Origin of the sequence: Chroococcidiopsis sp. SAG 2025 (assembly GCF_032860985.1) — a bacterium.
Taxonomy (GTDB): domain Bacteria; phylum Cyanobacteriota; class Cyanobacteriia; order Cyanobacteriales; family Chroococcidiopsidaceae; genus Chroococcidiopsis.
This window is the reverse complement of record NZ_JAOCNC010000001.1, coordinates 1,540,068-1,564,988: the sequence shown is the minus strand read 5'-3', so window position 1 is coordinate 1,564,988 and position 24,921 is coordinate 1,540,068. Positions and strand designations below refer to the sequence as shown.

Annotated in this window: 25 protein-coding genes; 16 read left to right on the top strand and 9 right to left on the bottom strand. The window is 44.1% G+C overall.

Annotated elements, in window-relative coordinates; all coding sequences use genetic code 11:
• Position 1 precedes the first annotated feature (1 nt).
• Positions 2-712: a class I SAM-dependent methyltransferase gene (locus N4J56_RS07535; RefSeq protein ID WP_317105899.1), complete on the top strand. Its 711-nt coding sequence runs from the start codon at positions 2-4 to the stop codon at positions 710-712.
• A 133-nt stretch (positions 713-845) separates the two neighbouring features.
• A complete protein-coding gene (locus N4J56_RS07530; RefSeq protein ID WP_317105898.1) occupies positions 846-3,290 on the top strand; it encodes a hypothetical protein in 2,445 nt (814 codons plus the stop codon).
• Between the two features lie 164 nt (positions 3,291-3,454).
• Here N4J56_RS07530 and rsmG read toward each other — a convergent pair whose 3' ends face one another.
• Both rsmG and N4J56_RS07520 read right to left on the bottom strand, forming a co-directional pair.
• Positions 3,455-4,165, bottom strand: a complete 711-nt coding sequence (gene rsmG, locus N4J56_RS07525) for a 16S rRNA (guanine(527)-N(7))-methyltransferase RsmG (protein WP_317105897.1) — start codon at positions 4,163-4,165, stop codon at positions 3,455-3,457.
• 117 nt (positions 4,166-4,282) lie between these two features.
• Positions 4,283-4,942, bottom strand: a complete 660-nt coding sequence (locus tag N4J56_RS07520; RefSeq protein ID WP_317105896.1) for an energy-coupling factor ABC transporter ATP-binding protein — start codon at positions 4,940-4,942, stop codon at positions 4,283-4,285.
• Between the two features lie 225 nt (positions 4,943-5,167).
• Between N4J56_RS07520 and N4J56_RS07515 the strand changes: the two genes are divergently transcribed.
• From N4J56_RS07515 to N4J56_RS07505, 3 genes are all read left to right on the top strand, one after another.
• On the top strand, positions 5,168-6,073 hold the full coding sequence (locus N4J56_RS07515; RefSeq protein WP_317105895.1) for a Sll0314/Alr1548 family TPR repeat-containing protein: 906 nt from the start codon (positions 5,168-5,170) through the stop codon (positions 6,071-6,073).
• Between the two features lie 82 nt (positions 6,074-6,155).
• Positions 6,156-6,614, top strand: a complete 459-nt coding sequence (locus tag N4J56_RS07510) for a DUF3531 family protein (protein WP_192153450.1) — start codon at positions 6,156-6,158, stop codon at positions 6,612-6,614.
• Positions 6,615-6,724: 110 nt separating this feature from the next.
• Complete coding sequence (locus N4J56_RS07505) at positions 6,725-7,156, top strand: NUDIX hydrolase (protein WP_317105894.1); 432 nt, start codon at positions 6,725-6,727, stop codon at positions 7,154-7,156.
• 10 nt (positions 7,157-7,166) lie between these two features.
• On the opposite strand, the gene N4J56_RS07500 is transcribed toward N4J56_RS07505, so the two are convergent.
• From N4J56_RS07500 to N4J56_RS07495, 3 genes are all read right to left on the bottom strand, one after another.
• The gene (locus N4J56_RS07500) at positions 7,167-7,400 is read right to left on the bottom strand and encodes a DUF6887 family protein (RefSeq protein ID WP_317105893.1); all 234 of its coding nucleotides are present in this window, start codon (positions 7,398-7,400) and stop codon (positions 7,167-7,169) included.
• The gene (locus N4J56_RS40805) at positions 7,384-7,575 is read right to left on the bottom strand and encodes a DUF6888 family protein (RefSeq protein ID WP_410500446.1); all 192 of its coding nucleotides are present in this window, start codon (positions 7,573-7,575) and stop codon (positions 7,384-7,386) included. Before N4J56_RS40805 ends, N4J56_RS07500 begins: the two co-directional genes overlap by 17 nt.
• A 356-nt stretch (positions 7,576-7,931) precedes the next feature.
• Positions 7,932-8,924 (bottom strand): ribose-phosphate pyrophosphokinase, encoded by a 993-nt coding sequence (locus N4J56_RS07495; protein WP_309476435.1) that lies wholly within the window; start codon positions 8,922-8,924, stop codon positions 7,932-7,934.
• A gap of 441 nt (positions 8,925-9,365) precedes the next feature.
• On the opposite strand from N4J56_RS07495, the gene N4J56_RS07490 reads away from it, so the two are divergent.
• Complete coding sequence (locus N4J56_RS07490) at positions 9,366-11,255, top strand: serine/threonine-protein kinase (RefSeq protein WP_317105892.1); 1,890 nt, start codon at positions 9,366-9,368, stop codon at positions 11,253-11,255.
• 110 nt (positions 11,256-11,365) lie between these two features.
• Positions 11,366-12,055: a dethiobiotin synthase gene (gene bioD, locus N4J56_RS07485; protein WP_410500445.1), complete on the top strand. Its 690-nt coding sequence runs from the start codon at positions 11,366-11,368 to the stop codon at positions 12,053-12,055.
• 74 nt (positions 12,056-12,129) lie between these two features.
• On the opposite strand, the gene N4J56_RS07480 is transcribed toward bioD, so the two are convergent.
• A complete protein-coding gene (locus N4J56_RS07480; RefSeq protein ID WP_317105890.1) occupies positions 12,130-12,612 on the bottom strand; it encodes a hypothetical protein in 483 nt (160 codons plus the stop codon).
• Positions 12,613-12,998: 386 nt separating this feature from the next.
• Between N4J56_RS07480 and cruF the strand changes: the two genes are divergently transcribed.
• A complete protein-coding gene (gene cruF, locus N4J56_RS07475) occupies positions 12,999-13,916 on the top strand; it encodes a gamma-carotene 1'-hydroxylase CruF (protein ID WP_317105889.1) in 918 nt (305 codons plus the stop codon).
• Positions 13,917-13,989: 73 nt separating this feature from the next.
• A complete protein-coding gene (gene cruG / locus N4J56_RS07470; RefSeq protein WP_317105888.1) occupies positions 13,990-15,243 on the top strand; it encodes a 2'-O-glycosyltransferase CruG in 1,254 nt (417 codons plus the stop codon).
• On the opposite strand, the gene rnhA is transcribed toward cruG, so the two are convergent.
• A complete protein-coding gene (gene rnhA / locus N4J56_RS07465; RefSeq protein WP_106167812.1) occupies positions 15,206-16,126 on the bottom strand; it encodes a ribonuclease HI in 921 nt (306 codons plus the stop codon). The two genes, cruG and rnhA, sit on opposite strands and share 38 nt — an antisense overlap.
• A 252-nt stretch (positions 16,127-16,378) precedes the next feature.
• On the opposite strand from rnhA, the gene N4J56_RS07460 reads away from it, so the two are divergent.
• Together N4J56_RS07460 and N4J56_RS07455 are read left to right on the top strand one after the other, a co-directional pair.
• Positions 16,379-17,008, top strand: coding sequence for a MarC family protein (locus N4J56_RS07460; RefSeq protein ID WP_317105887.1), 630 nt, complete (start codon positions 16,379-16,381; stop codon positions 17,006-17,008).
• A gap of 228 nt (positions 17,009-17,236) precedes the next feature.
• Positions 17,237-17,599, top strand: coding sequence for a thioredoxin family protein (locus tag N4J56_RS07455; protein ID WP_410500305.1), 363 nt, complete (start codon positions 17,237-17,239; stop codon positions 17,597-17,599).
• A gap of 52 nt (positions 17,600-17,651) precedes the next feature.
• Here the strand turns inward: N4J56_RS07455 and N4J56_RS07450 are convergent, their stop codons facing one another.
• Entirely contained in the window at positions 17,652-18,377 is a 726-nt protein-coding gene (locus N4J56_RS07450) for a vWA domain-containing protein (RefSeq protein ID WP_317105885.1), read from the bottom strand.
• 514 nt (positions 18,378-18,891) lie between these two features.
• Positions 18,892-19,317, bottom strand: a complete 426-nt coding sequence (locus N4J56_RS07445) for a CAAD domain-containing protein (RefSeq protein WP_039715111.1) — start codon at positions 19,315-19,317, stop codon at positions 18,892-18,894.
• 451 nt (positions 19,318-19,768) lie between these two features.
• Here N4J56_RS07445 and pds point away from each other — a divergent pair, with 451 nt between their 5' ends.
• The 5 genes from pds to N4J56_RS07420 all read left to right on the top strand — a co-directional run bounded on the left by pds (position 19,769) and on the right by N4J56_RS07420 (position 24,900).
• Positions 19,769-21,211 carry a 15-cis-phytoene desaturase gene (gene pds / locus N4J56_RS07440; RefSeq protein ID WP_317110587.1) on the top strand — a complete coding sequence of 481 codons (1,443 nt, stop codon included), beginning with the start codon at positions 19,769-19,771 and terminating at the stop codon, positions 21,209-21,211.
• Entirely contained in the window at positions 21,195-22,130 is a 936-nt protein-coding gene (crtB, locus tag N4J56_RS07435; protein ID WP_015152590.1) for a 15-cis-phytoene synthase CrtB, read from the top strand. The genes pds and crtB overlap by 17 nt, the downstream gene beginning before the upstream one ends.
• A gap of 13 nt (positions 22,131-22,143) precedes the next feature.
• Complete coding sequence (locus N4J56_RS07430) at positions 22,144-22,287, top strand: hypothetical protein (RefSeq protein ID WP_317105884.1); 144 nt, start codon at positions 22,144-22,146, stop codon at positions 22,285-22,287.
• A gap of 88 nt (positions 22,288-22,375) precedes the next feature.
• Entirely contained in the window at positions 22,376-23,914 is a 1,539-nt protein-coding gene (gene malQ / locus N4J56_RS07425) for a 4-alpha-glucanotransferase (RefSeq protein WP_317105883.1), read from the top strand.
• A 107-nt stretch (positions 23,915-24,021) separates the two neighbouring features.
• Complete coding sequence (locus N4J56_RS07420; protein WP_317105882.1) at positions 24,022-24,900, top strand: alpha/beta fold hydrolase; 879 nt, start codon at positions 24,022-24,024, stop codon at positions 24,898-24,900.
• The last annotated feature ends 21 nt before the right edge of the window (positions 24,901-24,921 follow it).

The window sequence follows — 24,921 nt, the reverse complement described above, 5'->3', positions numbered from 1 at the left end:
GATGCAAGATTACTCCTATATTGGCTCGGAATTAGAATTATTCTCTCAAGCTTATAACTGGAAAAACTATTATGGTAATTTAATCCAAAAATATCTGCAAGGTAGAGTATTGGAAGTAGGTGCAGGGATAGGCGCAACCACTGAATTTCTCTGCAAAGGTCATCAAAAAGAGTGGCTTTGCTTAGAGCCAGATCCAATTCTAACTGAAAAGATCGATCTAAAAATTTCTGTTGGTAGAGTGCCAGCGTGTTGTAAATCGAGAGTGGGAACCTCAGCAGATTTAGCTTCAAACGACTGGTTTGATACCATTATCTACATGGATGTTTTGGAGCATATAAAAGACGATCGCACAGAAGTGAAGACCGTGACGCAGCATTTATCAGCTGGCGGTTACTTAGTTGTACTAGCTCCCGCACATCAGTGGCTATTCACGCCATTCGATCGAGCTATAGGACACTATCGACGCTATAACAAGCAAAGTTTATCATCCACGATACCCAGAAGCCTGAATTGTATTCAGCTGATTTATCTCGACTCAATCGGATTACTTGCCTCATTAGGAAACCGTTTCGTGTTGAAGAGTAAAACGCCAACAAAACAGCAGATACAACTTTGGGATAAAGTCATGATACCTTTATCTAGAAACATCGATCCAATTTTGCAATATTCTTTAGGTAAATCTGTTTTAGGAATATGGCAAAAACAGAGCTGATAGACTACGAGTCTGAGGCTACACAAACTAAATCTGTCTGAGCTAACTATTCCAGCTTAAGGAGGTAGGCTTTGTCTGTGTAGCTGCGATTTCTAATCGCTGAGGTATTTTGACTGGTAGCAAAGGGTTGAAAATGAATAGCTTCAAAGTAAAAAATAAAATGATGCCAAAGGCGATTCCCTTCGCGATCGTCGCAACTCAAATTGTAATTCTTATTTGCCTTTGTCTGGCATTTAGCGTTCTAGTTATTAAAGATTTTTACCACCCGCTAACAGGATTTACTGGTCCAGGACTTCCAGGCTATCCAGATTCAACTGTTAATAAGGAATATGTAGACCTGTGGGAATATACAGGTTTTTATTTTGCCAAAAATTTTGATTTTTTTCCCGTACCTCACCTAAATTTAACTAACAATCAAGCTTTCTATCCCTACGGAACCAATAGCGTGTTTCAGCCTTGGGGAATTGAGAAAGATCTATTTTACGCTGGACTTTATTCTCTATTTCAAACTGGTCCTTGGTTGCAGCTTTATTATTTACTTTCAATCGTAGTCACGGTAGTTTTTACTTTTTTTCTGCTCCGAAAAGACTACGGCTTATATCGCGCTGCTGGTGCTGGCTTTATTGCTGCTTTTTTTAACTTTTACGCGATCGCAAAATATCCTCAGCACGTTGGTTACGCAATCTTACACTGGACAATTCTCAGTTTTTTTGCTGACTTTCTCATCGTCAAACGAGTGGTCATGAGGCAACACGTATCTCTAAGATTGATTCTACTTAGGGTGTGTTTGCTCGTCTTATCTCTCGGTCAAGATTTGGGATATGTTGCTGGTTATGCATTAACATCTTTTACGGTTTCTATACTTTATATTATTGCTCTAAATACTCAGAGATATTTCATTCAGAAAAAAATCAAGATTAAAAAACTACTACGATTGCAAGTTTTAAGTTACAAAAGAGACTTTTTTACTCATCCCAAAACGAGTTTAATTTTACTAGCTATAACTGCGATCGCCAGTTATATATATCTACCTTTGGTTCTCCAAATTGGCAAAGCGGCTAAAAGTTTAAGCGATACGGGAGATTTTTATGGTGCTTGGTGGACGAATCCAGCGCGACTAATAATACCATTTTTTCCTTTTCTCAACCCAGGACAAAATTATGCCAACTTCTTTTTAGACTCAACAGAAGCTTTTTTTGATGGTAGTCCTGGGTGGTTTTTATTAATAATAGGAACTGTAGGATTGTGGCAAGCTAGGAAACACATTGGCATCTTTGTCCCCTTACTAATTATTCTCTTACTTTGCCTGCTCTACCATCCCACTTTTCTACCAACTTTAAAAATCTTTCCTTGGTTTAGCTTCAATCGCGTTAGCGGACGTAGCACGCTAGTTTATGCCGTAATTTTTTGCATTTTTGCTTTAGGAATTAATTTAGAACATTGGCGTTCCTTCGGCAAAAAGTTGTTAGCTGTTGCATTAGTTCTACTAGCTTGTACCGAACTTTACACCGCCTATTCATATAAAGCTTACTACCAACCCGCTTCACTAAACGAGAATTTTTACGCCTACATGAACTATATTAAAGAGCAGCCAGGGGAAGCAGTGTTAGATTTTCCCTTCTGCGTTCATGGTGGTAATGGAATTGGTCCTTGCCCTTATTATGTCCATAACAGCGGCATTTTTACCTTAAGACGATTCCATGAGAAAAAAGTGATGGGACAGTATTTCGGACGCTTACACCCATCTCAAGCAGAACCTTACATTGCAGCAGGTTGGGATAAACTACTCGCACCAGACACGCAAAAGAAAACGTCAATTCCACAAGTAAAATGTTTCCGTTCTGATGAGTGGTCATTTTTTACAGATTTTTATAAACTGAACGATTTTGCTGGCATTAATTTATATACAGATTTACTCACAAAAGATTGTACTCAAGAGTTTTACGGTCGTTTTGGCGTACCAACAATGGTGACAGAAGCACCTACTGGGGGAAGAATAGAATTTATTCCTAAATCTACTAATTGGCGGCTTCAAGTTAATTCAGGGTTAGGTGCTAGCTTAAAATTTCAACCTTTATTAGATAGCTCTGAAACAAATTTACTGCAAAATAGTGCGCCCTATAGTTTAAATTTAACTGGATTGGAAGGAATTACTAAAGATGAACAACAGAAAAAATTTCGTTGGGGAATAGGAGAAAAAACAGAACTGACTTTCTATTTGTCTGTTCCTCAAGATTTAGTGTTGACATTTAGTTTTGACAATCCAATTAGTCCTCAAGATATAATTGTAGAGATTGATGGCACACAGATAGAAAGAATTGCTCCGATTCAAGTTGGCGATCGCGTTCAACGTCAACTTAAATTTCAAGGAATTGCCGGACAGAATACTATTACATTTAAGTATCAAAATCGCAGTTCCTTTTTTGATGTCTTGCAATATGCCATGAAGCATGAAAATTTAGAAATTAAACCGCTGCCACTCGAAGCACAGTACGGTAACTGGAAATCGCAGCGAGCGATCCGATTTCGGCAGCTTTCAATTCAAACAGTAAAAGAAAATAAGAGTCAGAAGGCATAAAAGCACTCCTCCTGGGCGACTATAAGTCGCGACTACACAATGCTAAGTCCGCCTGCGCGGACTCAAGAAAAATCAAAGGTTTTGAAACCCGCGCAGGCGGGTTTTGCCTGTGTAGCTGCGAATTCTATTCGTCCAAGTGCTTCGCGTGTTTCTACAGTTTCTAATTATGATGAATGAGTTTTTCTTAAATAGATGCAATGGCGCATACCGTGACTTAAAGGAGTGGTAAAATTTTCACAATCTTCAATTTTTCCACCCAACTTTTTTACTGTGGCTTCTAAAGTTTTTTCTTCATCTTGTGTCCAATTACCTCGATATAAAACAGCTAATCCCTCTGCTTTGAGAAAAGGTAAAGCGTAATTTGCACAAACATCAGCCGCCGCCACAGCTCTAACTAAAGCTATGTCATAATTATTAGACTGTTGGGATTGCTTGTTGATATTTTCAGCCCTACCAACTAAAGTTCGAGCATTTTGCAGGCTCATTTCAGTTATTAAAGAATTCAGAAAAGCAACTTTTTTCTGCGTAGAATCGAGTAAAGTTACCTCAGCATTAGGTAAAGCGATCGCAACAGGAATTCCAGGAAAACCAGCCCCCGTACCAATGTCAATTATCTTCTGTATGGACGCACAGCTGTGCGCCCCTACAGAATTTGTTGGCAATAAAGATACAATTCCCCGCAGGGAGTCCCATAGATGCTTTTCCCAAAACTCATCTGGTGCAGTAATGCGAGTCAAATTTAATTTTTGATTACCAATAACGATTGCTTCATAAAGCTGCTGAAATTGCGCTTGTTGCTCGATACTAGGTTGCCAATTGAGAGTTTGCTGCCAAATCTCATACATTTCCGGCAGTATAGAATGAGACTCTTCCATAAAAGATTTAAATTATCTCTGCTGATTCCAACTTCTGTACGGGCGGGTGCGCGCAAATGAATTGATAACCTTATCTGTAAACCTTCGGTCAAAACCCGCCCCTACCTAGACTTACGCTTATACTACTTGATGCGGTTCGATCACCAACGGTGCTGTAGGATAAATTTCACCGTGCTGAATTGACCAACAGCGATCGGCGATCGCTAATAAATCTCCTGCATCGTGAGTCACAACCAACAGCGTCCGTTGTTGCTTGAGTTGAGATAATAAATGAATTAGCTGCCTGCGGATCGACCAATCTAAACCAGCAGTAGGCTCGTCTAATAAGAGCAGTGCAGGTTGACGAATTAACTGAACCGACACAGCCAAGCGACGTTGCTGTCCCCCGCTGAGAACTTGCGGTGGTGTGTGTAGAGGCAAATTCTCCAAACCGACATCTGATAAAGCTTGTTTGACTCGTTCCGAACCTAATTCAGGATGTCCCAAGCGTAATTCTTCTAAAATTGTGCCACCGCAGAAATGTCGCTCTGGAAACTGAAATACCAATCCTGCCAACTGTTGTAAATTTTCTGGTAGTAATTCTTGCGTTCCCCAACATACGTTACCCGCAGTCGGCGATACCAACCCCGATAAGATTTCTAATAACGTACTCTTGCCAGAACCACTAGGACCAATAATCAATCCCAACTGCTGGGGTGCTAACTCAAGCTCGATCGATTTTAGAATAGCTGTTGAACTAGCTGGGGGGTGATAAGTCAGATTTTTCAGATAAAGCATCAATTAAATATACCAACAAACATTAACGGACATTCGGTAGCGCTAAATATACCAAGTATAATTCTGCCTAGATTCTGGCAAACAGATGTCAATACCGAGCGATAGCTGCAACTTCCCTACCGGGGATTCGTCTATTTCAGTTATCAGTTATCAGTTATCAGTAGAAAGCGACTTGTGACTTCTCCCTTGTCCTCCTTGTCCTCCTTGTCTCAGCCCCTAACTCCTATGATCAGGCAAATCTTTAGTGCGATCGCACTTTCAACTACACTCACTCTTTACCTCATTTCTCCGACTCTGGCTCAAGATCCCTTTCGCGCTACGAATCAAAGACCGATTGGCGAAAAAACTGAAGCCGCTTTTAGAGCGATGTTCGAGCAGGGAGATTACATTTCAGCAGAGCGCTATCTCAAGGCAATTTCAGGTAACGAGCAGCAAGAGCCTTTAGCTTATGCCATGAGAGCTTCCCTTGCTTACGTCCTCAACGAGGACTACAATTCTTTAGGCAACTATGGCAAAAAGACATTAGACACGGCTCGCCAACTAACATCAACAGACCCGTTGCGCGGTAATTTATACTCAGCAGTCGGTCATTTTTTATTGGGTGCATCTGCTTTGTTTCGAGAAGGGACAGTGAAGGGAACGCCGCAAGCTTTAGCAGAGTTACGGCAAGTCTACGAGTATATGGACAAAGCTGAAGCGATCTCCTCTACAGACCCCGAATTAAACTTGTTGCGGGGATACATGGACTTAATGGTATCTGTCAATCTGCCCTTTTCCAACCCAGAACAAGCAATTGGGCGCTTGCAAAGGTTTGCCGGACCTAAGTATTTATCCGAAAGGGGTGTAGCAGTTGGCTATCGAGATTTGAAAAAATTTCCCCAAGCCATAGAAGCTGTGGATAGAGCGATGAAAGCAAGTAATAGCAACCCAGAGTTGTATTATCTTAAAGGACAAATTCTCTCGACTTATGGCCATCAACAAAAGAGTGCAGCCATGTTACAGGAATCGGTGAAGAATTTCGATTTAGCGATCGCCAAAAAAGCCCAACTCCCACCCGACTTAGTAAAGCAAATCGAGCGAGAGAGACGCAAGGCAGCTCAACGGCTAAGTGTAGTAGCGCAGCAAAAATAGATAATAGTTGTTAATGGTTAATAGTTAATCGTTTCGATCAATTAGCCATTAACCATCAACAATTAACCCCTAACTAATTCAAATGCAAGTTCAATTTCGCGAATTTAATCCCTTTGATGTTTGGTTTTGGATCGAGTTTAGTAACGTACCTGCTCCAATGGAAAAGCAGTATGTTGAAGAGGTGTTTCAGTCCTGGTTTTATCTAGGAAAATTAGGTGGGTTCAATGCCGAAAATTTGCAAGTTCAAGAAGAAGGATTAGATCTCAGCTACATGGAGTATGACACGCAGCAGGCTGATGATAGCATGATGGCGTTGATGCACAACATGGGTGAATTTGAGTATCAAGGAACTTGGGCGCGCTGCTGGTTCGATCTAGGTACGAGCGACGCGATCGCGATCGATATTCTGATTAATTCTCTCCGGCAATTGAGTCAAGAATATGTCAGTATCGAACGGCTGTATATTGGTGGCGAAAATGACGATTGGACTGTAGAAGACAATGACGAAGATCGTTCTAGATTTATTTATGATGGCAATTAGCAATTAATCTGTTGCACGTTTAGTTTACACAATGCCCCAAATTAAAACATCCTAGTAAGCGTGAAGCTTACAATTTTGATTTTTAGCTTTTAACTTTTGACTTACTTAATATGCATAAACCAGGAGAAATCCGAGTTTTAGCTTTGGGAATTGTCCGTCAGGGCGATCGCGTTTTTATTTCTGAAGGTTACGATCCGGTAAAACAACAAACTTTTTATCGCGCTTTGGGTGGTGGCGTAGAGTTTGGAGAAACAAGTCTTGAAGCTCTACAACGAGAATTTCAAGAGGAACTTCAAGCAGAAATTAAAAATATAAAATACCTCGATTGTCAAGAAAATTTATTTACTTTTAACGGACAACCAGGTCATGAAATTTTATTTGTTTATGAATGCGATTTCGTCGATCCAAAGTTTTATCAAATTGAAGAAATCACCTTTATGGAGAAAAAACGCAAAAAACGCGCGCTTTGGGTGGAGTGCGATCGGTTTAGAACGGGAGAATTAAGACTTGTGCCAGAGCAATTTTTTAAGTATCTATCATAAACTTTCAAGTTTAATTCTCTTCCCACTTTCGTTTTGCTTGTTCGATTCTTTGTTTAATTGCTTCTTCAGCAGTCCGAATATTTTCTTCGATTGGTAAACCGCCTTGGTCTACAAGGGGAGGCATACTTTGCCATTTAAGACTAGGATGATGAAATAAAGCACGAATTGCTTCTATATCATCTTTATGTTGTAATACATACGCCCTTAGTTCAGGCACGCTCATCTGCTCAAAGTTCGGTTTCATCCACAAACCTCCAAGGTTTGTTAGGGGATACGATAATTTGAAGATTTTCACCAGCTAGAATATAAATATCTCCAGTTCTATCATCAAAACGGAATAGATGAATATCTTTGTATAAGTTAGACAACATCTGGCAGACACGCAGACAGGCTTGGGCTTGTTCGTTAGTTGGAGAAATTGCTTTATCCTCAATTGTGACACAAATAATAAAATACTAGAATTTTGCTCTGAAAATCTTTTTGAGTGCTACCGATTATATAGCCCTCCTTTTTAAGGGAGGTTGGGGGGATCTTCTGCGGCGTAATTTTAACGAAATGATACTGCTTGGGAAATAATTTTTTGTATTTTGCCAATATCTAGGGCGGGTTTATGAAGATCTTGGTTGAGGAGTTAAGTTTTTTGGTAAACCCGCCCCTACACATCGTTAATCCTGGCGTAACGGATATACAAATAAATACAAAAAAATAAAACCCGCACTGGCAGGTTTTATCTATAAAAATCCGCTTGCAAATAAAGCCAAAAAAGAAACTTAATTTAGCGAAACATACTGCTAACAGAACTATCTTCGTGAATCCGCCAGATAGTTTCTCCTAACAAATTAGCTACGCAAAGCACAGTTAATTGTTGAAAACGCGCTTCTTGAGGAATGGGAATCGTATTCGTAACGATCACCTCTTCAAACAATCCGCTAGACAACCGTTCAACCGCCGGAGGTGAAAACACTGCATGGGTAGCACAAGCATACACCTGACGCGCCCCTTCTTGGCGCAGTAACCGCGCTCCTTCCGAGATCGTCCCGCCAGTATCGATCATGTCATCGACTAGTACGGCTGTCTTACCAGCCACATCACCAATCACATTCAATACCTCAGCGACATTATGAGCCTGACGGCGTTTGTCAATAATCGCCAGCGGTGCGTCGTCGAGTTTTTTGGCAAATGCCCGCGCCCTTGCCACACCACCAACATCTGGGGAAACAACTACGATATCAGTTAGCTGCTTACTTGCTAAATAATCAATAATGACTGGAGAGCCATAAACGTGATCGAAGGGAATATCAAAGTATCCTTGGATCTGTGCTGAATGCAAATCCATTGCCAGAACTCGGCTAGCTCCCGCTTCGGTGATTAAGTTAGCTACTAACTTCGCCGTAATTGATTCCCGCCCTGCCGTTTTGCGGTCTGCCCTGGCATAGCCATAATAAGGCAGTACCGCTGTAATTTGCCTTGCCGATGCTCGCCGACAGGCATCAATCATGATTGCTAATTCCATGAAGTGATCGTTGACGGGATTGCAAGTTGGTTGCAATAAATAAACATCGCAACCACGAATCGATTCTTGAATTTGGATATACAATTCGCCGTCAGCAAATCGCTTGCGAATCATCGGACCCAAATCCATGCCCAGGTAACGAGCAACTTCCTGGGCTAAAGGTACGTTGGCAGAGCCAGAAAATAATCTCAGTCGGTTGTTATCTGCAACTGCGATCGGAGCAGGTTGCAATTTCAAAGTTGCCGATCGTAGCACGGTAATCCTCGAAGCGCGATCGCTTCCATCTTATCATTTGAGAATCGGGTGTTTCCTAGAAAAATTTCTAGAAATTTAATTATTAAGCATATATGAAATTAGTTAAAAATTTAACAATTTTTCGATCGGATTTAGTGAAATCTTGGAAAGACCGCGATCGCTGTTATTGCGATCGGATAAACTTACCGCTAAACCTTAAGTAGAACTACTTAGATTTTCTGCACATAGCTCTGCCAAGCGGAGAAACCTATTTATATGTGCTATGCGTCAATATGTTATGTGTCAAAAATGAGATGGTAGTAGCTATAACAGAAGAGAGATCGGCAATCCTTCAACGTGGAAGCAGCAGATATAGTTAATGAAATGGCAAAATCGATGCAGAAAACCTTCGCTTGCTAACCCAAAATCAAATTCCTGCCTTTAGACATCCTGCTTGAGACTATGAATCAACCTCCCCTACAACCTCCGCTTCAGCTTGGTACTGTTCTGCAAAATCGCTATCGTGTCGATCGGGTTCTAGGTCAGGGGGGGTTTGGACGAACCTATTTGGCAGAAGATCTCGGGCGGTTTAACGAGTTGTGCGCTTTAAAAGAACTAATTCCAGCGCAGGCGGACAATTATGCCTTAGAAAAGTCCCAGCAACTCTTTCAACGTGAAGCAGCAATTCTCTATCAAATTCAACATCCGCAAGTCCCACAGTTTCGCGCCACTTTTGAAGAAGATCGGCGTTTATTTTTGGTACAGGATTATGTGGCTGGGAAAACCTATAGAACGCTATTGGATGAACGTCAGGCTAGCGGGCAAACTTTTTCCGAGGCAGAGGTTTTCCATCTACTCAAACAACTACTACCCGTTCTCGCCCACATTCACGCGCGTGGTATTATCCATCGCGATATTTCTCCAGATAATATTATTTTGCGGGAAAGCGATGCTAAACCCGTTTTAATTGATTTTGGTGTCGTTAAAGAGCTAGCGACCCGCTTTCAGTCCTCCAATAGTACTCCAGCTCAAGCAACCACAGTCGGAAAACTAGGTTATGCTCCCAGCGAACAAATTCAAACTGGCAGAGCTTATCCCAGCAGCGATCTTTATGCTTTAGCCGTAACCGTAGTCGTACTGCTGACAGGTCGAGAGCCACAGGAATTGTTTGACGATCTCACGTTAGTCTGGCACTGGCAGCGATGGGCAACAGTTATGCCTGGATTTGCTCAGATATTAAACCGAATGTTAAGTTACAAGCCAAACGATCGCTACCAAAATGTAGCCGAAGTCGCCAAAGCACTGCAAGCGATCGAACCCCAAATTACCCAGTCGCCTGCCGCACCGATTTCAACAGTACAAACTTTGGCTGTTGCTAGCAATCCCGACCTCATTGCATCCTCAACCAAACCCGATCCAGTTATTACCACCTCTAAAAATCGCTGGAATCAAACTTGGTTAATCGTGCCAGTCTTAATGCTCGTCGCTGTCTTAGCAGGAATTGGCGGTTGGGCGATTATGTCTGCTATGCTCGGTCGCAATCCTGAGCGATCGCAATCCCCTACTCCGCAGAATTTTCCTTCGCCAGTCGTTCCCAGCAACCAAACCACACCCACACCCGATTCTCCTACTCCCTTTGCTACGCCAACACCCACACTCGACCAATCACCAGTCGTATACAGTCAGGCGCTCAATTTAGTCCCAGGTAGCAGCAGCGACGTTACAGGTAGCCTGAGAGCTAACGATACGGTTAACTACACGTTTGTTGCCGAACGAGGACAACAACTGAGTGCTGCATTGGCACAAGAAGGGGTGTTACTTACAGTATTAGGTCCAGATAAACAAGCGATCGCCGATGCCAGCCAGGTGACGAGCTATCAAGGTACGCTACCATCAACCGGAATCTACACGGTTCAACTCACTCCCGCGCCTGGTGTTGATGAAAGTCAATACCAACTGAATTTAAGTCTGGAAAGCGTAACTAAATCTACACCCACACCATCACTACCTGCCTCACCTCCAGCTAGTCCTGCGGTAGAAGTTCCTACGGCTGAAACAGAAACGATTAACTTTGCCGAGGGACAGAGTAGAACGCAGGTGTCAGGTCGTACCAGCAGGCAGCAAATTCAGCGCTATCTGGTCGATTTGCAAGAAGGACAGCAGTTATCGGTCATTGTGACGCGAGGAGCAGTAACTTTAGATGTGCGCGATCCCGATGGCAATGTATTGAAGGGAAAAAATGAATTTCACTGGCAAGGACGAGTACAGCGTAGCGGACAATATCAGATAGATGTCGTACCACTGGCTAATAATGAGGTTGAGTTTGGGGTGAATGTGGGGGTGTATAAGTAGGAAGCAGGGAATAGGGAGTAGGAAGGGGCGAGGAGCGAGGAGTGAGGAGCGAGGGATTTTTGAGACAAGAGGACAAGGGGACAAGGAAGAATTACAATCTAAAATCTAAAATGATTATTCTGATCGCGGGGACTGATACGGAAGTTGGCAAAACAGTTCTGACTACGGCTTTGACTGCTTACGGGCAGAAATATCAACCTCAGCGTGCTGTGGGTGTGATGAAGTTGATGCAAGCAGGATTGGGCGATCGCGAGTTGTATACTAGTCTATTCTCCCTCGACCAATCACCCCAAGAAATTGCCCCACTCTATTTTGACGCACCCCTCGCCCCACCTGTAGCCGCTGCGAAAGAGGGAAGACAAATCGATCTGGGCATTGTTTGGCAAGCCTTACAAAGTCTGCAAGCAAGAAAGGATTGGGTGATTGTCGAAGCTTTAGGCGGTTTAGGTACGCCTGTAACGCAGGAGTTAACCGTTGCCGATTTAGCTGTTTCCTGGCGCTTGCCAACAGTGCTGGTGGTTCCAGTTAAATTGGGGGCGCTCGCTCAATCGGTAGCAAATGTTGCCCTAGCAAAATTATCTCGGATCGATTTGCGTGGCATTGTGCTTAATTGTACCCAGCCGCGTTCTGAGACAGAAATTGCTGAATTGACACCAACTGATTTAATTCAATCTCTGACAAATATTCCTATATTGGGTTGTTTACCTTATTTAGAAGATCCGCAAGATTTAGATAAATTAGCTCAGATAGCCTCGGATTTGGAGTTAGAAAGATTGATGCCTGTGGTAATGGGTCATTAGTCATCAGTCATTTGTGAAAATTGCTGCACAAATCGCTATCGGTATAAAAATTGAAATGCCATGACAAAAAACTATCAACTGATATCTGACAACTGATAACTGATAATTGTCAAATGTGGCTCAACCCCTATATGCACGAACGCTCCCAGTGCTAAGCTAACCAAAGAAGAGATCGCAATCAACCAAAAACTCTGACGACTGCTCCAGCGCGTGGCTTGAACGTCTAACCTAACGAGCATACTCGCAGACAAGACGACGAGGATATGAACGAAAATATGCAGCCAGGTAATGATGACAACGCTAAAAAAAGCGATCGCCACAGCAACTAAAAAAGCCTTGCTATCAGACTTAAAACAACTCGCAAAGCCGTCTCTGACTTTCGACCACGGAGAGGACACGGCAACAGCTAGTAGCACAGTTGCTACAGCAGCGAGTATCCATAATATCCAGTGACTTTCGAGCGCGGATAGCTGCCAACCGATAATACCATAAGTGGCTAGCAGCAAAGCTAGAGAAATCCAGGGAAACTTTTTAATTGCGATCGCATTACGTGTCATTTTGGGGAAAATCTACTCAGATATATATTTTCTCACCTAGTTTCCTGCTATGGGCGATCGATCTTTACTGGTATTGTGATGCAAGCGAGCAAATTTTTGGTATGATTTACAAAAATTAATAAAGTTTGATTGACAAATAGCAAAGATTACAGTGCAAGAACAAAATCTGTTGTTTCTACATCATCACCTGGCAGTGGCAAAACCACTCGCGCCTATATAGAAGCCTAGTCCAGAAGTGTAGCCCAAAAGTACAGTTAGAGCTATGGGCAACAGTACCTACGATTGCTCCCGATTATGACTGACCAAATTGTGACTTGCCAAATTGTGACTTGCCGAACTGTGTCAGTAAAACCTCTCCCAGCGTCCCGTTGAATTAAGGAATTCTCATGAACCAACTTGTTAGAGCTGAACGCATCTGCTTAATTGGTCATATTGCATCAAAAGCCTTTGGACTAGCAGGATTATTGCTAGTCGTGCCTCATGCTGAAGCAATTTTAAGCGCGATCGCCGCTTCAGGACAAAACGTTTTCCAGTGGAGCGTAGAGCGATCGATGGCAGGGGGTGGAGTGATCGATATCCTGTTTGGATTAATTGCCGTCTCCATTTATGCCTATCGAACGCTAGGAATGAAACTTTGGTTAACGTTTATGCTGCCAGCAGTGTGTATCTCTTTAAGCAGCGAATTACTGGGAACGGGTACGGGCTTTCCCTTTGGAGACTACAGCTACTTGAGTGGCTTGGGTTATAAAATTGCTGGGTTAGTGCCATTTACCATCCCCTTATCCTGGTTCTATATGGGGCTTTCGGCTTACCTGATCGCGCGGGTAGCCCTACAAACAGTAAAACCGATGTGGCTGCGTCATGTGGGAGCTGTGCTGTTAGGCGCGATGCTATTTACCTCATGGGATTTTGCCCTCGAACCAGCCATGAGTCAGACGAGCTTCCCTTTCTGGTATTGGCATCAACCAGGGGCTTTCTTTGGCACGCCATATCAAAATTATGCTGGTTGGTTCGGTACGAGCGCCTTATTTATGGCAGTCGCCGCTTTTCTGTGGGGTAAAGTGTCGCTGCAACTCAAGCGATCGCAATTGAACATTCCTTTGGTGGTATACCTTAGTAATGTTGCCTTCGCAGCAGGGATTAGCTTAGCAGCGGGATACTGGCTACCTGTGTCCTTAAGCATCATTTTTGGAGTCATACCCGCCCTACTACTGTGGTGGATGGCGCAACCAAATGTGACAAAACCTGCAATGGAAGAGACTCACGGTATGAGTGTCGCTCCTGTAGAAGTGGCACTGAAGTAGAAACAACTGGCTACTAGCTAAATATTTATCGTGAATAGCTATTCGCTGGACAATCTGGAGAGCAATTTATCCTGTGGCTGACTGGTCGAACTTAATCAACGGAATATTTCTAGGTTTGTTGCTGCTGCAAGTGCCAGCAACGGCAATTTTACTATCACGCCTGCTGAAAGGTCCCAGTCGCCATCCTCCCTTAATTCCCCGCACTCCTACCCCAGATATGCTAGGTAGCGTCAGTGTAGTCGTACCGACACTGAATGAAGCGGAACGGATTAGTCCCTGTTTGGCAGGATTGAGTCGGCAAAGTTACGAAGTCCGAGAAATTGCGATCGTCGATAGTAACTCCCAGGATGGGACGCGGGAATTAGTCAAAGCCGCCCAACAGCAAGACCCTCGATTTCAGCTCATGACCGATGACCCCCTCCCTCCTAGCTGGGTGGGCAGACCTTGGGCGTTACACAACGGTTTTTTGCAGACTTCAGAACAGAGCAAGTGGTTTTTGGGCGTAGATGCAGATACTCAACCGCAACCAGGTTTAGTTGCGAGTTTAGTCCAAACAGCGGAAACTGAGGGTTACGATCTGGTGTCACTCTCGCCTCAGTTCATTCTGAAGTATCCCGGCGAAAGTTGGTTGCAACCAGCATTGTTAATGACGCTGTTATATCGCTTCGATTCTGCTGGTGTGGATGCTCAGGTAGCAGAACGAGTGATGGCGAACGGGCAATGTTTTTTATGTCGTCGTTCTGTGCTGGCAACTGTAGGCGGCTATACGAGTGCGAGAAATTCTTTTTGCGATGATGTCACCTTAGCCAGAAATATTGCTGCTAGCGGCTTCAAGGTAGGATTTCTCGATGGAGCTAAGGTATTCAAAGTCCGGATGTATGAGGGAGCCAGGGAAACTTGGCAAGAGTGGGGGCGATCGCTCGATCTTAAAGATGCTTCCCCCGCTGCTCAACTCTGGTGCGATCTGTGGCTGCTGTTTTCAGTGCAAGCCCTGCCCTTATTAATTCTCTTTGCTTGTCTCTTATTTCCAAATCCTGTACGGGCAGGTTTAACAGAATTGTTTGTTCGTCCAGAGGGATCTCTGGTAAACCTGCCCCTACAAATCTCGATTCCCGTGTTGGCAAATTTGGGATTAAATGCTTTCCTACTGGCGATCCGCTTCGCCCTCTTATTTGCGATCGCCCCTTCCTACGATCGCAGCCAAGCTAAGGGAGGTTGGTTGTTTTGGCTGTCTCCCTTAGCCGATCCGCTAGCGGTGTTGAGAATTTTCCTCTCGGCGTTTCACACTCCTACTCAGTGGCGTGGTCGGAGTTATCATCAGGATTAATTGCATCGGCGCGTTCTAATTCCCAAAGAATTTGGTTGCCTTCTCGTCGTACGCGAGAGACAATCCAGTTGCGCCAACGCCATTCTTCACCTCGGCTGGTGACGGCGCTAGCGTGGACATCCATCAAATCAGCTAGTTCGGAACTAGTAATAAGATAGCCTTTAGTGGCAATTTCATCGGCGCTCCGCAGCGTTTCTAATAGATTGCGGAGTTGAGCCACCCTGACTTCGCGGGGTAATTCTTCGTTGCTGATAGAGGAAGGAGTAGACGAATCGATCATAGAAGTATTTGAGGCAAGGTGGCTATTTGTATTTGACTTGTCAATTATCAGATCGTTGCTGGAAAAATCAGCTACTTCTGATACAGGGGCGAGAAAATTTGGAGCGTCAGTAGCTTTGGAGTTGGAGGCGGATTGCTGCTGCAAATGAGGTGGTTTCCCACTAGCGAAAGCACGGGCGATCGCGTCACAGCGCTCGTTGCCGATGATACCAGCATGACCGCGAACGTGTCGCCACTCTATAGACGGATGATTGAGTCGATCTAGCGTTTCCCACAGGTCTTGGTTGAGGACGGGTTTGCCTTGGGCAGTTTTCCAGCCTTTCTTTTTCCATCCTTTGACCCACTTGGTGACACCGTTGATTAAGTATTCGCTGTCTGTATGGATAGTAACGGCGGATGGATGGCTGGATTCTGCAATGAGCTGAAGGGCTGCGATCGCCGCTTGCATTTCCATCCGGTTGTTAGTCGTTTGAGCGGCACTACCACCGATTTCGTGCAGCGAACCATCAGTAAAATAGACAACAGCAGCCCAGCCACCGGGACCAGGATTGCCCGTACAGGCTCCATCTGTATAGATGCTTTGGATGTTAGCAGATATCGGCATGGATGAGAGAGCAAACCATGAAAATGCAAAGGAAAGCGACTTATTACGTTAGCACAATAAAATTATCTGTGTAGTAACGCTCGGCGAGTCAAACTAGGCAAGGCTGGGATAGCTACGATTATTCTATGAGCGTAGGGCAATAGATTTTCTTAATTTCTATGTGAGGGCGATCGCATTTTTTGGAGTTGTTAAATGGGAGAAAAGTCCTCATAAGAGAGAATAAAAAATAACGATTTTTATCCTAAATCAACCGTGTCTTCCCTCATTATTAGAACATTTTTGACTTTATTTGTCGTGATCGACCCCATCGGCTTAGCACCGATTTTCGTCACTTTAGCCGGAAATCGTGCTTCCCACGAGCAAATTAAGATTGCCCGAAAAGCAGTTTTAGTCGCAGGCGGAATTGTATTAGCTTTTGCTTTAGTAGGTTCTCTATTACTAAGTTACTTACACATCAGTATTGAAGCTTTTCAGGTTGCAGCTGGGGTATTACTATTTAAAATTGCGGTAGACATGGTATTTGCTCAACGGGAACGGGAAACGGAAGCAGAAGAAAAAGAGGCACAGCTCAGACAAGATATCAGTGTTTTTCCCCTAGCGATCCCGCTGATTGCTGGTCCCGGTACTTTAGCTAGCGTACTGATTTTGGTGAATGAGGCTAGCACCTATACTCTCGGATTAGTAATTGTATTGGCGATCGCCGCAGTTGTACTGTTAACTGCCTATATTTTTCTCTGTCTGTCGCCCCGTTTAGCACGAATTTTGGGACAAACGGGAGTGAATGTCGTCACCCGGGTTTTGGGAGTCTTACTAGCAGCTTTAGCCGTACAGTATATTGCTAACGGGATTACTGTTTTACTTAAAAATGCTTTGAAGGTTTAGTGAGTAGGGTGTGGGGTGTGGGGTGTAGTTTGGTAGTGAGTCGTGTAAAAGAAGTATTTTCTCAATCAGGGAAGATTTTATAGATTTGTCTCGATTAGCATCTTATTGAGACATCGAATCTATCTTTTGAGTGATGATTTATTAGAGACGATCGCTATCATGTAGACGGAGCAAAATAATGTTACGTTTTGCGATCGGCACTCGCGATTTTGTGTTTTACGCCACCAATTGTTAGTTAGAAATGCGGAGCAGAAGCTATTTATGATACTCGAACAACAAATAAAATTAGAAGAGCTGATTTCTAGCTCAGAATCACCAGTTTTAGCTGTATTTTCTGCTCCTGGCTGCGGTCCCTCTCGATTGCTAGATGCTGTTTTAGCAGATGCAATCTCTCATTTGCCGCAAAAGCCACAAATTGTCAGAATTGACAGCGAACAAAATTCAGCTTTGTCCGATCAATATCAAGTTCATGCATTGCCTACGCTATTAATTTTTAAAAACGGGCAGTTAATAGGCAGAATTGAAGAAGAGAGGATAGAAGATTTGCTGCCAGCAGCGCACCTACTGCAACGTTTACAGGCAATATTATGAGTAGAGGCACGATAAGCACGCCTCTACTCAATACGGTAAGCTCTTAGGAACACTATGCTCCAGTCCAAGTCACTGGAGGTAAAGGTAATTGTTCGTCCATCTGAGCTGACTGAGAAACTTGTTGCATACTTGCCGAGAGCCAAACAAACAACTCTTTAAAGTTTAGCCCTTTGAGTTTGAGGGGATCGCGCACGGAAATTTGACTGAGGCGACTCATATCAGCCGCTTCTACACCAACAGCAAAGAAGGCTACGTGCTTGTTTGCTTCATCATCTCTAATCCTTTGGGTGGCTTGCTCGATCAATTCCTCGGCTTCTCCTTGAGGTTCGCCATCGGTGATCAAAAATAGCCACGGACGGTAGTAGGAAACTCCATGTTCGCGGTACAACGCTTTACGAATCTGAAGCATATCCAATCCCCGCAAAATTGCTTCGCCCATGTGTGTTAAGCCTTTCGCTTTCAGCACGGGTGGTTGAAAATCGTCAGCCGTGACAAAATCTTGGACAATTTCAACATCGCTATTAAACGTGACGATCGCGACTTCAACTCGCTTTTTTGCTAAGCTATCGCGATCGAGTTCTTGTTGAAAAGTTCGTAAGCCTTCATTTAAAGCATCCAGTGGTTCCCCTTTCATAGAACCTGAAGTATCGAGCAGCAAAATGCACGGACAACGGGGTTCTGGATTTTCGGCAAACTCAACCGCATCTTCTAGAATCGATGGTGTCGTACCATTGCTAGCGGATTTGGACAGTAGCGATCGCGGATTCCAAACTTTCATGAAGCACCTCCAACTTTTTCCTGCAAAACTACGTTCGGAAGATAATCTGTGTATTATTTCGTGCTAGGGTTACACGAACTGAAAAGCGATCGCTTCATACAATTCATACAACAAAAGTCTTTGCTAATGCATCCTGAAAAAACGACCGCCCGATATTGAGTATATTTTATGACTCAATTAAGCTTAATAAATTGCTATTGAAGACTTCAAGCCAAGGAGTAGCGATTTCGGAAACAAAGCTAAATTGATTTTGTTGCTGAAGTATGGGTAAGAAGTAAGAGGTATGTTTCCACCATTGTTTCAAAAGAGTCTGTCTTAACTGCTACAAAAATCTAAAGCCTGCAAACAAAATACTGTGCTTGCAGGCTTGAATCGAGTGAATTCGGTGATTATTAAGGCTAATGTAGTTAAAGACAACTCAATTGCCTTAGATCTAAACGCATTAGCGTTCATGTAGCTTGCTTCTCCGAAGGAGTAGTGTAGCGCAGCGTTTAGCGCAAACGTTGTTATCGCGCTATTTCTCTAGTTCACCCAAAAACCCTTGCCATTTTTGCGCTAATTCTTGCCGCGTGGAAGGTTTGAGTAAGTAGCGGCTGACAAACCAAGCTGAGTAGCCAATCCCAATCAGCTGAAAAGTCGGCTCCAACAGAGGAACATCATTCAACGCATCCATAACAGCCAGTACAACGCGCAGAGAGACAATTGCACCTACAATGATCAGAATGCTGATAATTGCCTGTCTGTATCTATTAAAGAAATCTTTTAAGATCCCAAACATGTTTGATAAAAATGTCAAGACTTGGGATACGATCCACTCGCCTTTTTTAATAGATTGGGTAGTAGGTGAAAACTGAGATTCTGATGACACAGTGCTTAATGCAGTTGATTCCTCTGGGGAAGTGGGATTTGAATTTTCGATTTGCTGCATTTGGGCTTCCATAGTTAAATTTTGTGAATGTAGCTTGAAAAAATTGCGGCTTATCAGTCGTCAGACACCTTCAATATTATCCCATTCAGTCTAGCAGTCATCTATCGATTGAGTTACGACCAAATACTAACTTGAAAGCAATGCTAGCTCGACTACAAAATCATTTTAAATTCAAGCGTTACATCTCATTAAAATTTAAGATTCCAGCTATTTAGCAGCGAGGAGTGAGGAGCGAGGAGCGAGCGAATAAGAGAGCTGAGGGGGCTGAGGGAGCTGAGGGAGCAACCACCAATTACCCATTAACAATCCAAAATCCAAAATCTAAAAATCCCAAATTCCCTCACTCCTCACTCCTCACTCCTCACTCCTCACTCCTCGCTGCTCAAAAAAACCTACCAAATGTAACGGAATGCAAAGTATAATGAGACCGAGTAAATGCTGAACTTAAGGGCAATAACAGTTGATGCGAGTAGCGATCGCTGGGGCAGGACTCGCAGGGCTTTCCTGCGCTAAATATCTGACTGATGTGGGTTATACCCCCATCGTCCTAGAAAGCAGAGATGTACTAGGTGGATTAGTCGCAGCATGGCAAGACGCAGATGGCGACTGGTATGAAACGGGGCTGCACGTCTTTTTTGGGGCATATCCCAACATGTTGCAGCTGTTGAAAGAATTAGGGATTGAAGATCGCTTGCAGTGGAAAAAACACACGATGATCTTCAATCAGCCGGAAAAGCCAGGGACTTACAGTCGCTTTGATTTTCCTAACTTGCCAGCTCCCTTCAATGGAATCGCCGCAATTTTGCGGAATAACGACATGCTAACCTGGGGGGAAAAAATTCAACTGGCTAAGGGACTAGTCCCAGCGATGCTGCGGGGACAAAAGTATGTCGAGCAAACCGATAAGTATACCTTCTCTGAGTGGTTGAAACTGCAAGGCGTGAGCGAAGACGTGCAGCAAGACATTTTTATCGCCGCCTCTAAGTCCCTCAATTTCATCAATCCTGATGAAATCTCAGCTACCGTGCTTCTGACAGCGCTCAGCCGCTTTTTGCAGCAAAAAGATGGCTCAAAAATGGCGTTTTTAGACGGTTCTCCTCCGGAGCGCCTGTGTCAGCCGATGGTAGATTACATTGCCAAAGGCGGTGGCGAAGTACGGTTGAATGCGCCTCTCAAGGAAATCCTACTTAATCCTGATGGTACGGTAAGAGGATTTGCCATTAGAGGCTTGAATGGTGCGCCAGACTATGTAGAAACAGCAGATTTATACGTCAGTGCCACATCCGTAGATGTACTGAAAAAATTGCTTCCAACTCCTTGGAAACAATTAGAGTATTTCCAGCAGTTAAACGGGTTAGAAGGCGTACCTGTGATTAACATCCAGTTGTGGTTCGATCGCAAATTGACAGATATAGACCAGCTATTATTTTCGCGATCGCCACTATTGAGCGTCTATGCTGACATGAGCAACACTTGTCGCGAATATGCCGATCCCGACCGTTCGATGCTGGAATTAGTCTTGGCTCCGGCTCAAGATTGGATTAACAAATCCGATGAAGAGATTTTACGGGTAACTTTAACAGAGCTAGAAAAACTGTTTCCGCAACACTTTGGCGGCGACAATCCTGCTGGATTGCAAAAATATCATGTCGTAAAAACACCCCGCTCCGTGTATACTGCAACACCAGGACGGCAAAAATATCGTCCCAGTCAGGTATCGCCAATTAGCAATTTTTACTTATCTGGTAGTTACACCATGCAACCTTATCTAGGTAGTATGGAAGGTGCTGTACTTTCTGGTAAGCTGACAGCGCAGGCAATTGCTAGAGCTGCTAGCGAAGTGAATTCCCAAACCAGTACGCCCACGCTCAATACTCAGCCTGCAACAAATGCTGCAACTGCCTGATTCCCCCTCGTGCATGAAAAAGCTCGCCTCTGTGGAGGATTCCTACGAACTGTGTCGCCAAATCACGGCAAAGTATGCCAAGACATTCTATCCTGGCACGCTACTGATGAAAGAGGCAAAGCGCCGACGAGCTATGTGGGCAATTTATGCCTGGTGTCGCCGCACTGACGAATTAGTTGATGGTCCGGCTGCTGCCATTACCACCCTAGAAACTTTAGATCGGTGGGAGCAGCATCTAGAATCGGTGTTTGCGGGTCATCCCTTGGAAGACTATGATGTGGCGTTGGTCGATGCTTTGCAGAACTTCCCACTAGAGATTCAACCGTTTCGAGATATGATTGCCGGACAGCGCATGGATCTGTGCTGGAGCCGCTATAAAACTTTTGAAGAGTTGCATCTGTACTGTTATCGCGTTGCTGGAACGGTGGGTTTGATGTCTACAGCAGTCATGGGTGTAGATACCACAAGAGACACGGCAGCTTGGAATCAGGACAAAGAACCGTATATTCCCACAGATGAAGCGATCGCCTTGGGGATTGCTAGTCAACTGACTAATATTCTGCGAGATGTCGGGGAAGATGCAAGACGAGGCAGAATTTACATCCCCTTAGAAGATTTAGCCAAATTTAACTACACCGAGCAAGATTTATTTAACGGAGTAGTTGACGATCGTTGGCGAGAACTCGTGCGGTTTCAAATCCGTAGGACACGCGAGGTTTATGCTAAGGCAGAAAAGGGAATCAGCTATCTAGCTCCTAGCGCCCGTTTGCCTGTATGGTCAGCCTTGATACTTTACAGTCAAATTTTGGATCGAATCGAACGCAACCAATACGACGTGTTTCGGCAGAGGGCGTATGTTCCTAATTTGCAAAAGCTCTGTTCTCTTCCAACAGCCTTGCTACGGGCGCAAGTGCTTTAATGAGGGATGAGGAGTGAGGAGTGAGTGGTGCGTGGTGCGCGATCGTTCTTCCCCAGCTCTCTTTCCCCCGACTCCCGTACGGGCGGGTTTAGCGCAGAGACTGACAACCACAGCTAGAAATTTTGACTCAAAACCCGCCCCAACAATTCCCAACTAGCTGTAAATCTTAACCAGAGATAGGGATAAAACCTCGCTATGGCGTGGTAGATTTTTGGCTGTTGCCTGCTGTTACCACTCGATAATCTATGCCGACTTTTCCCAGAGCCGCTGGAATTTTGCTGCATCCGACTTCCCTACCTGGTCGCTTTGGTATTGGCGATCTCGGTTTAGCTGCCTACCGTTTGATAGATTTTTTAAGCAATAGTTACCAGCAACTCTGGCAGGTCTTACCATTGGGACCTACGAGCTACGGTAATTCTCCTTATATGTGCTATTCGGCAATGGCAGGAAACCCATTGTTAATTAGTCCAGAACAATTGCAAGAAAACGGGTTGCTGAGTCAAGAGGATTTTGCCAATTTACCTGAGTTCGAGCGCGATCGCGTAGACTACGATCGCGCTATTGAAATTAAAATTCCTTTACTGCGTAAAGCCTGCGAGAATTTTCGCAATAACGCCTCAGAGTTACAGCAGCAAGAATTTGCTGGCTTTTGTAGAGCCAAAGCCTACTGGCTAGATGACTACGCCCTATTTATGGCGCTCAAAGATGCCTTAGAGGGTAAGAGTTGGTACGACTGGGAACCAGAAATCGCCCGTCGTCAGCCGGAAGCAATGGAAAAATGGCGACAGCAGTTAGATGGCGAAATTTTTTATCAAAAATTCATCCAGTTTGAATTCTTCCAGCAGTGGTCAAAACTGAAGCGCTATGCCAACATGCACGGCATTCAAATTATTGGCGATATCCCCATCTACGTAGCACATGACAGTGCTGATGTCTGGGCAAACCCCGAAATCTTCTGTCTGGATGAGGAAACGGGTGCAGCGGCTCTAATGGCGGGAGTTCCGCCCGATTATTTTAGCGCCACGGGGCAATTGTGGGGCAACCCTGTCTATAACTGGGAGGCATTGCAGCAACAACACTTCAAATGGTGGGTGCAGCGATTCGAGGCAATGCTTGATTACGTCGATATCATCCGCATCGACCACTTTAGAGGTTTTGAGTCGTATTGGGCAGTTAAAGAAGGCGAAACTACCGCGATTAACGGGACTTGGATTGAAGCGCCAGGGGTAGAATTATTTGAAGCGATCGCCCAGCAGTTGGGTAAGTTACCCGTATTAGCTGAAGATTTAGGAATTATTACTCCAGAGGTGGAAGCATTACGCGATCGGTTTGAATTTCCAGGCATGAAAATTTTACAATTTGCTTATGGTTCCGATGCTGCAAATCCTTACTTGCCTTTCAATTACCCCCGCAACTGCGTAGTCTACACTGGAACCCACGATAACGATACGAGCGTAGGTTGGTTTAACACCGCTTCTGACTACGAAAAACAGAGACTTTTACTTTATATGGGTTGTATTAGTCCTGACGGCATTCATTGGGACTTAATTCGGCTAGCCTTTAGTACTACGGCAAATCAAGCCATCATTCCCTTACAGGATATTTTAGGCTTGGGAAGCGAAGCAAGAATGAACGTCCCCAGTCAAGCTGAAGGTAACTGGGCTTGGCGCTATCAACCCGATGTACTGACGCAAGAATTAAGCGATCGCCTGAAGTTATATACCGAACTATACGGACGCGCCCCGCAGGTGACACATGGGGATAGAAGAGGGTGTGGGGTGTGAGAAGGGGACAAGGGGACAAGGGGAGACAAGGGGACAAGGGGAGCAAGTCACAATTCACAATTAATTCCGAATTCTAAATTCTCCCCACGCACTACTGATAACTGAAAATGTTTCCTTTGTTTCTGCCATCTCAAGTGCAGTTGTTGCAGCAGCCTGAATCAATTGCTTTAGCAAGGAGGCTCGAACGAAGCGCGATCGCAACTCCATTACATTCTCAGGCGATCGCGACGGGTTTTGTCCGTCAAGGTGAGGGGAATACACCTATCTTGCTGTTGCACGGTTTTGATAGTTCGGTATTGGAGTTTCGTCGTCTCATTCCACTTTTAGCAGCACAACATGAAACTTGGGCAGTCGATCTGTTAGGCTTTGGTTTTAGCGATCGTCCACGGGGAATCAATTACAGTCCAGAAACGATTAAAACTCATCTTTATTACTTTTGGAAAACACTGATTGACAAACCAGTTATTTTAGTAGGTGCTTCGATGGGTGGGGCGACGGCAATCGACTTTACCCTCACTTATCCCCAAGCTGTAAAACACTTGGTATTAATTAATAGTGTGGGTTTTAGCGGCGATTTTCCCTTGGGTCAGTTTTTGTTTTTTCCGCTCGATTATTTAGCTGTAGAATTTTGGCGACAGCGAAAAATACAAGCATTGAATTTGGGTACTAGTTTGGGAAATTTGACCTTATTTGAAATAGACGCGATCCGTTGTGCTTTATTACATACAGAAATGCCTAATTGGTCGGAAGCGATGGTAAGTTTTACGAAAAGCGGTGGTTATGGAGAAATTGCTAATAAAATTGCCAAAGTCGATAAGCCAACTACAATTTTGTGGGGAGATAGAGACGAAACGTTAGGTGTAGCTGATGCGATGAAATTTAAACAAGCGATCGCGCATTCGCAACTGATTTGGTTAAAAAATTGCGGTCACGTTCCTCAAATAGAACAACCGGAAATTATTGCTAATTATATTGGATGTGTTTGATGACTCATAACACCTATAAGG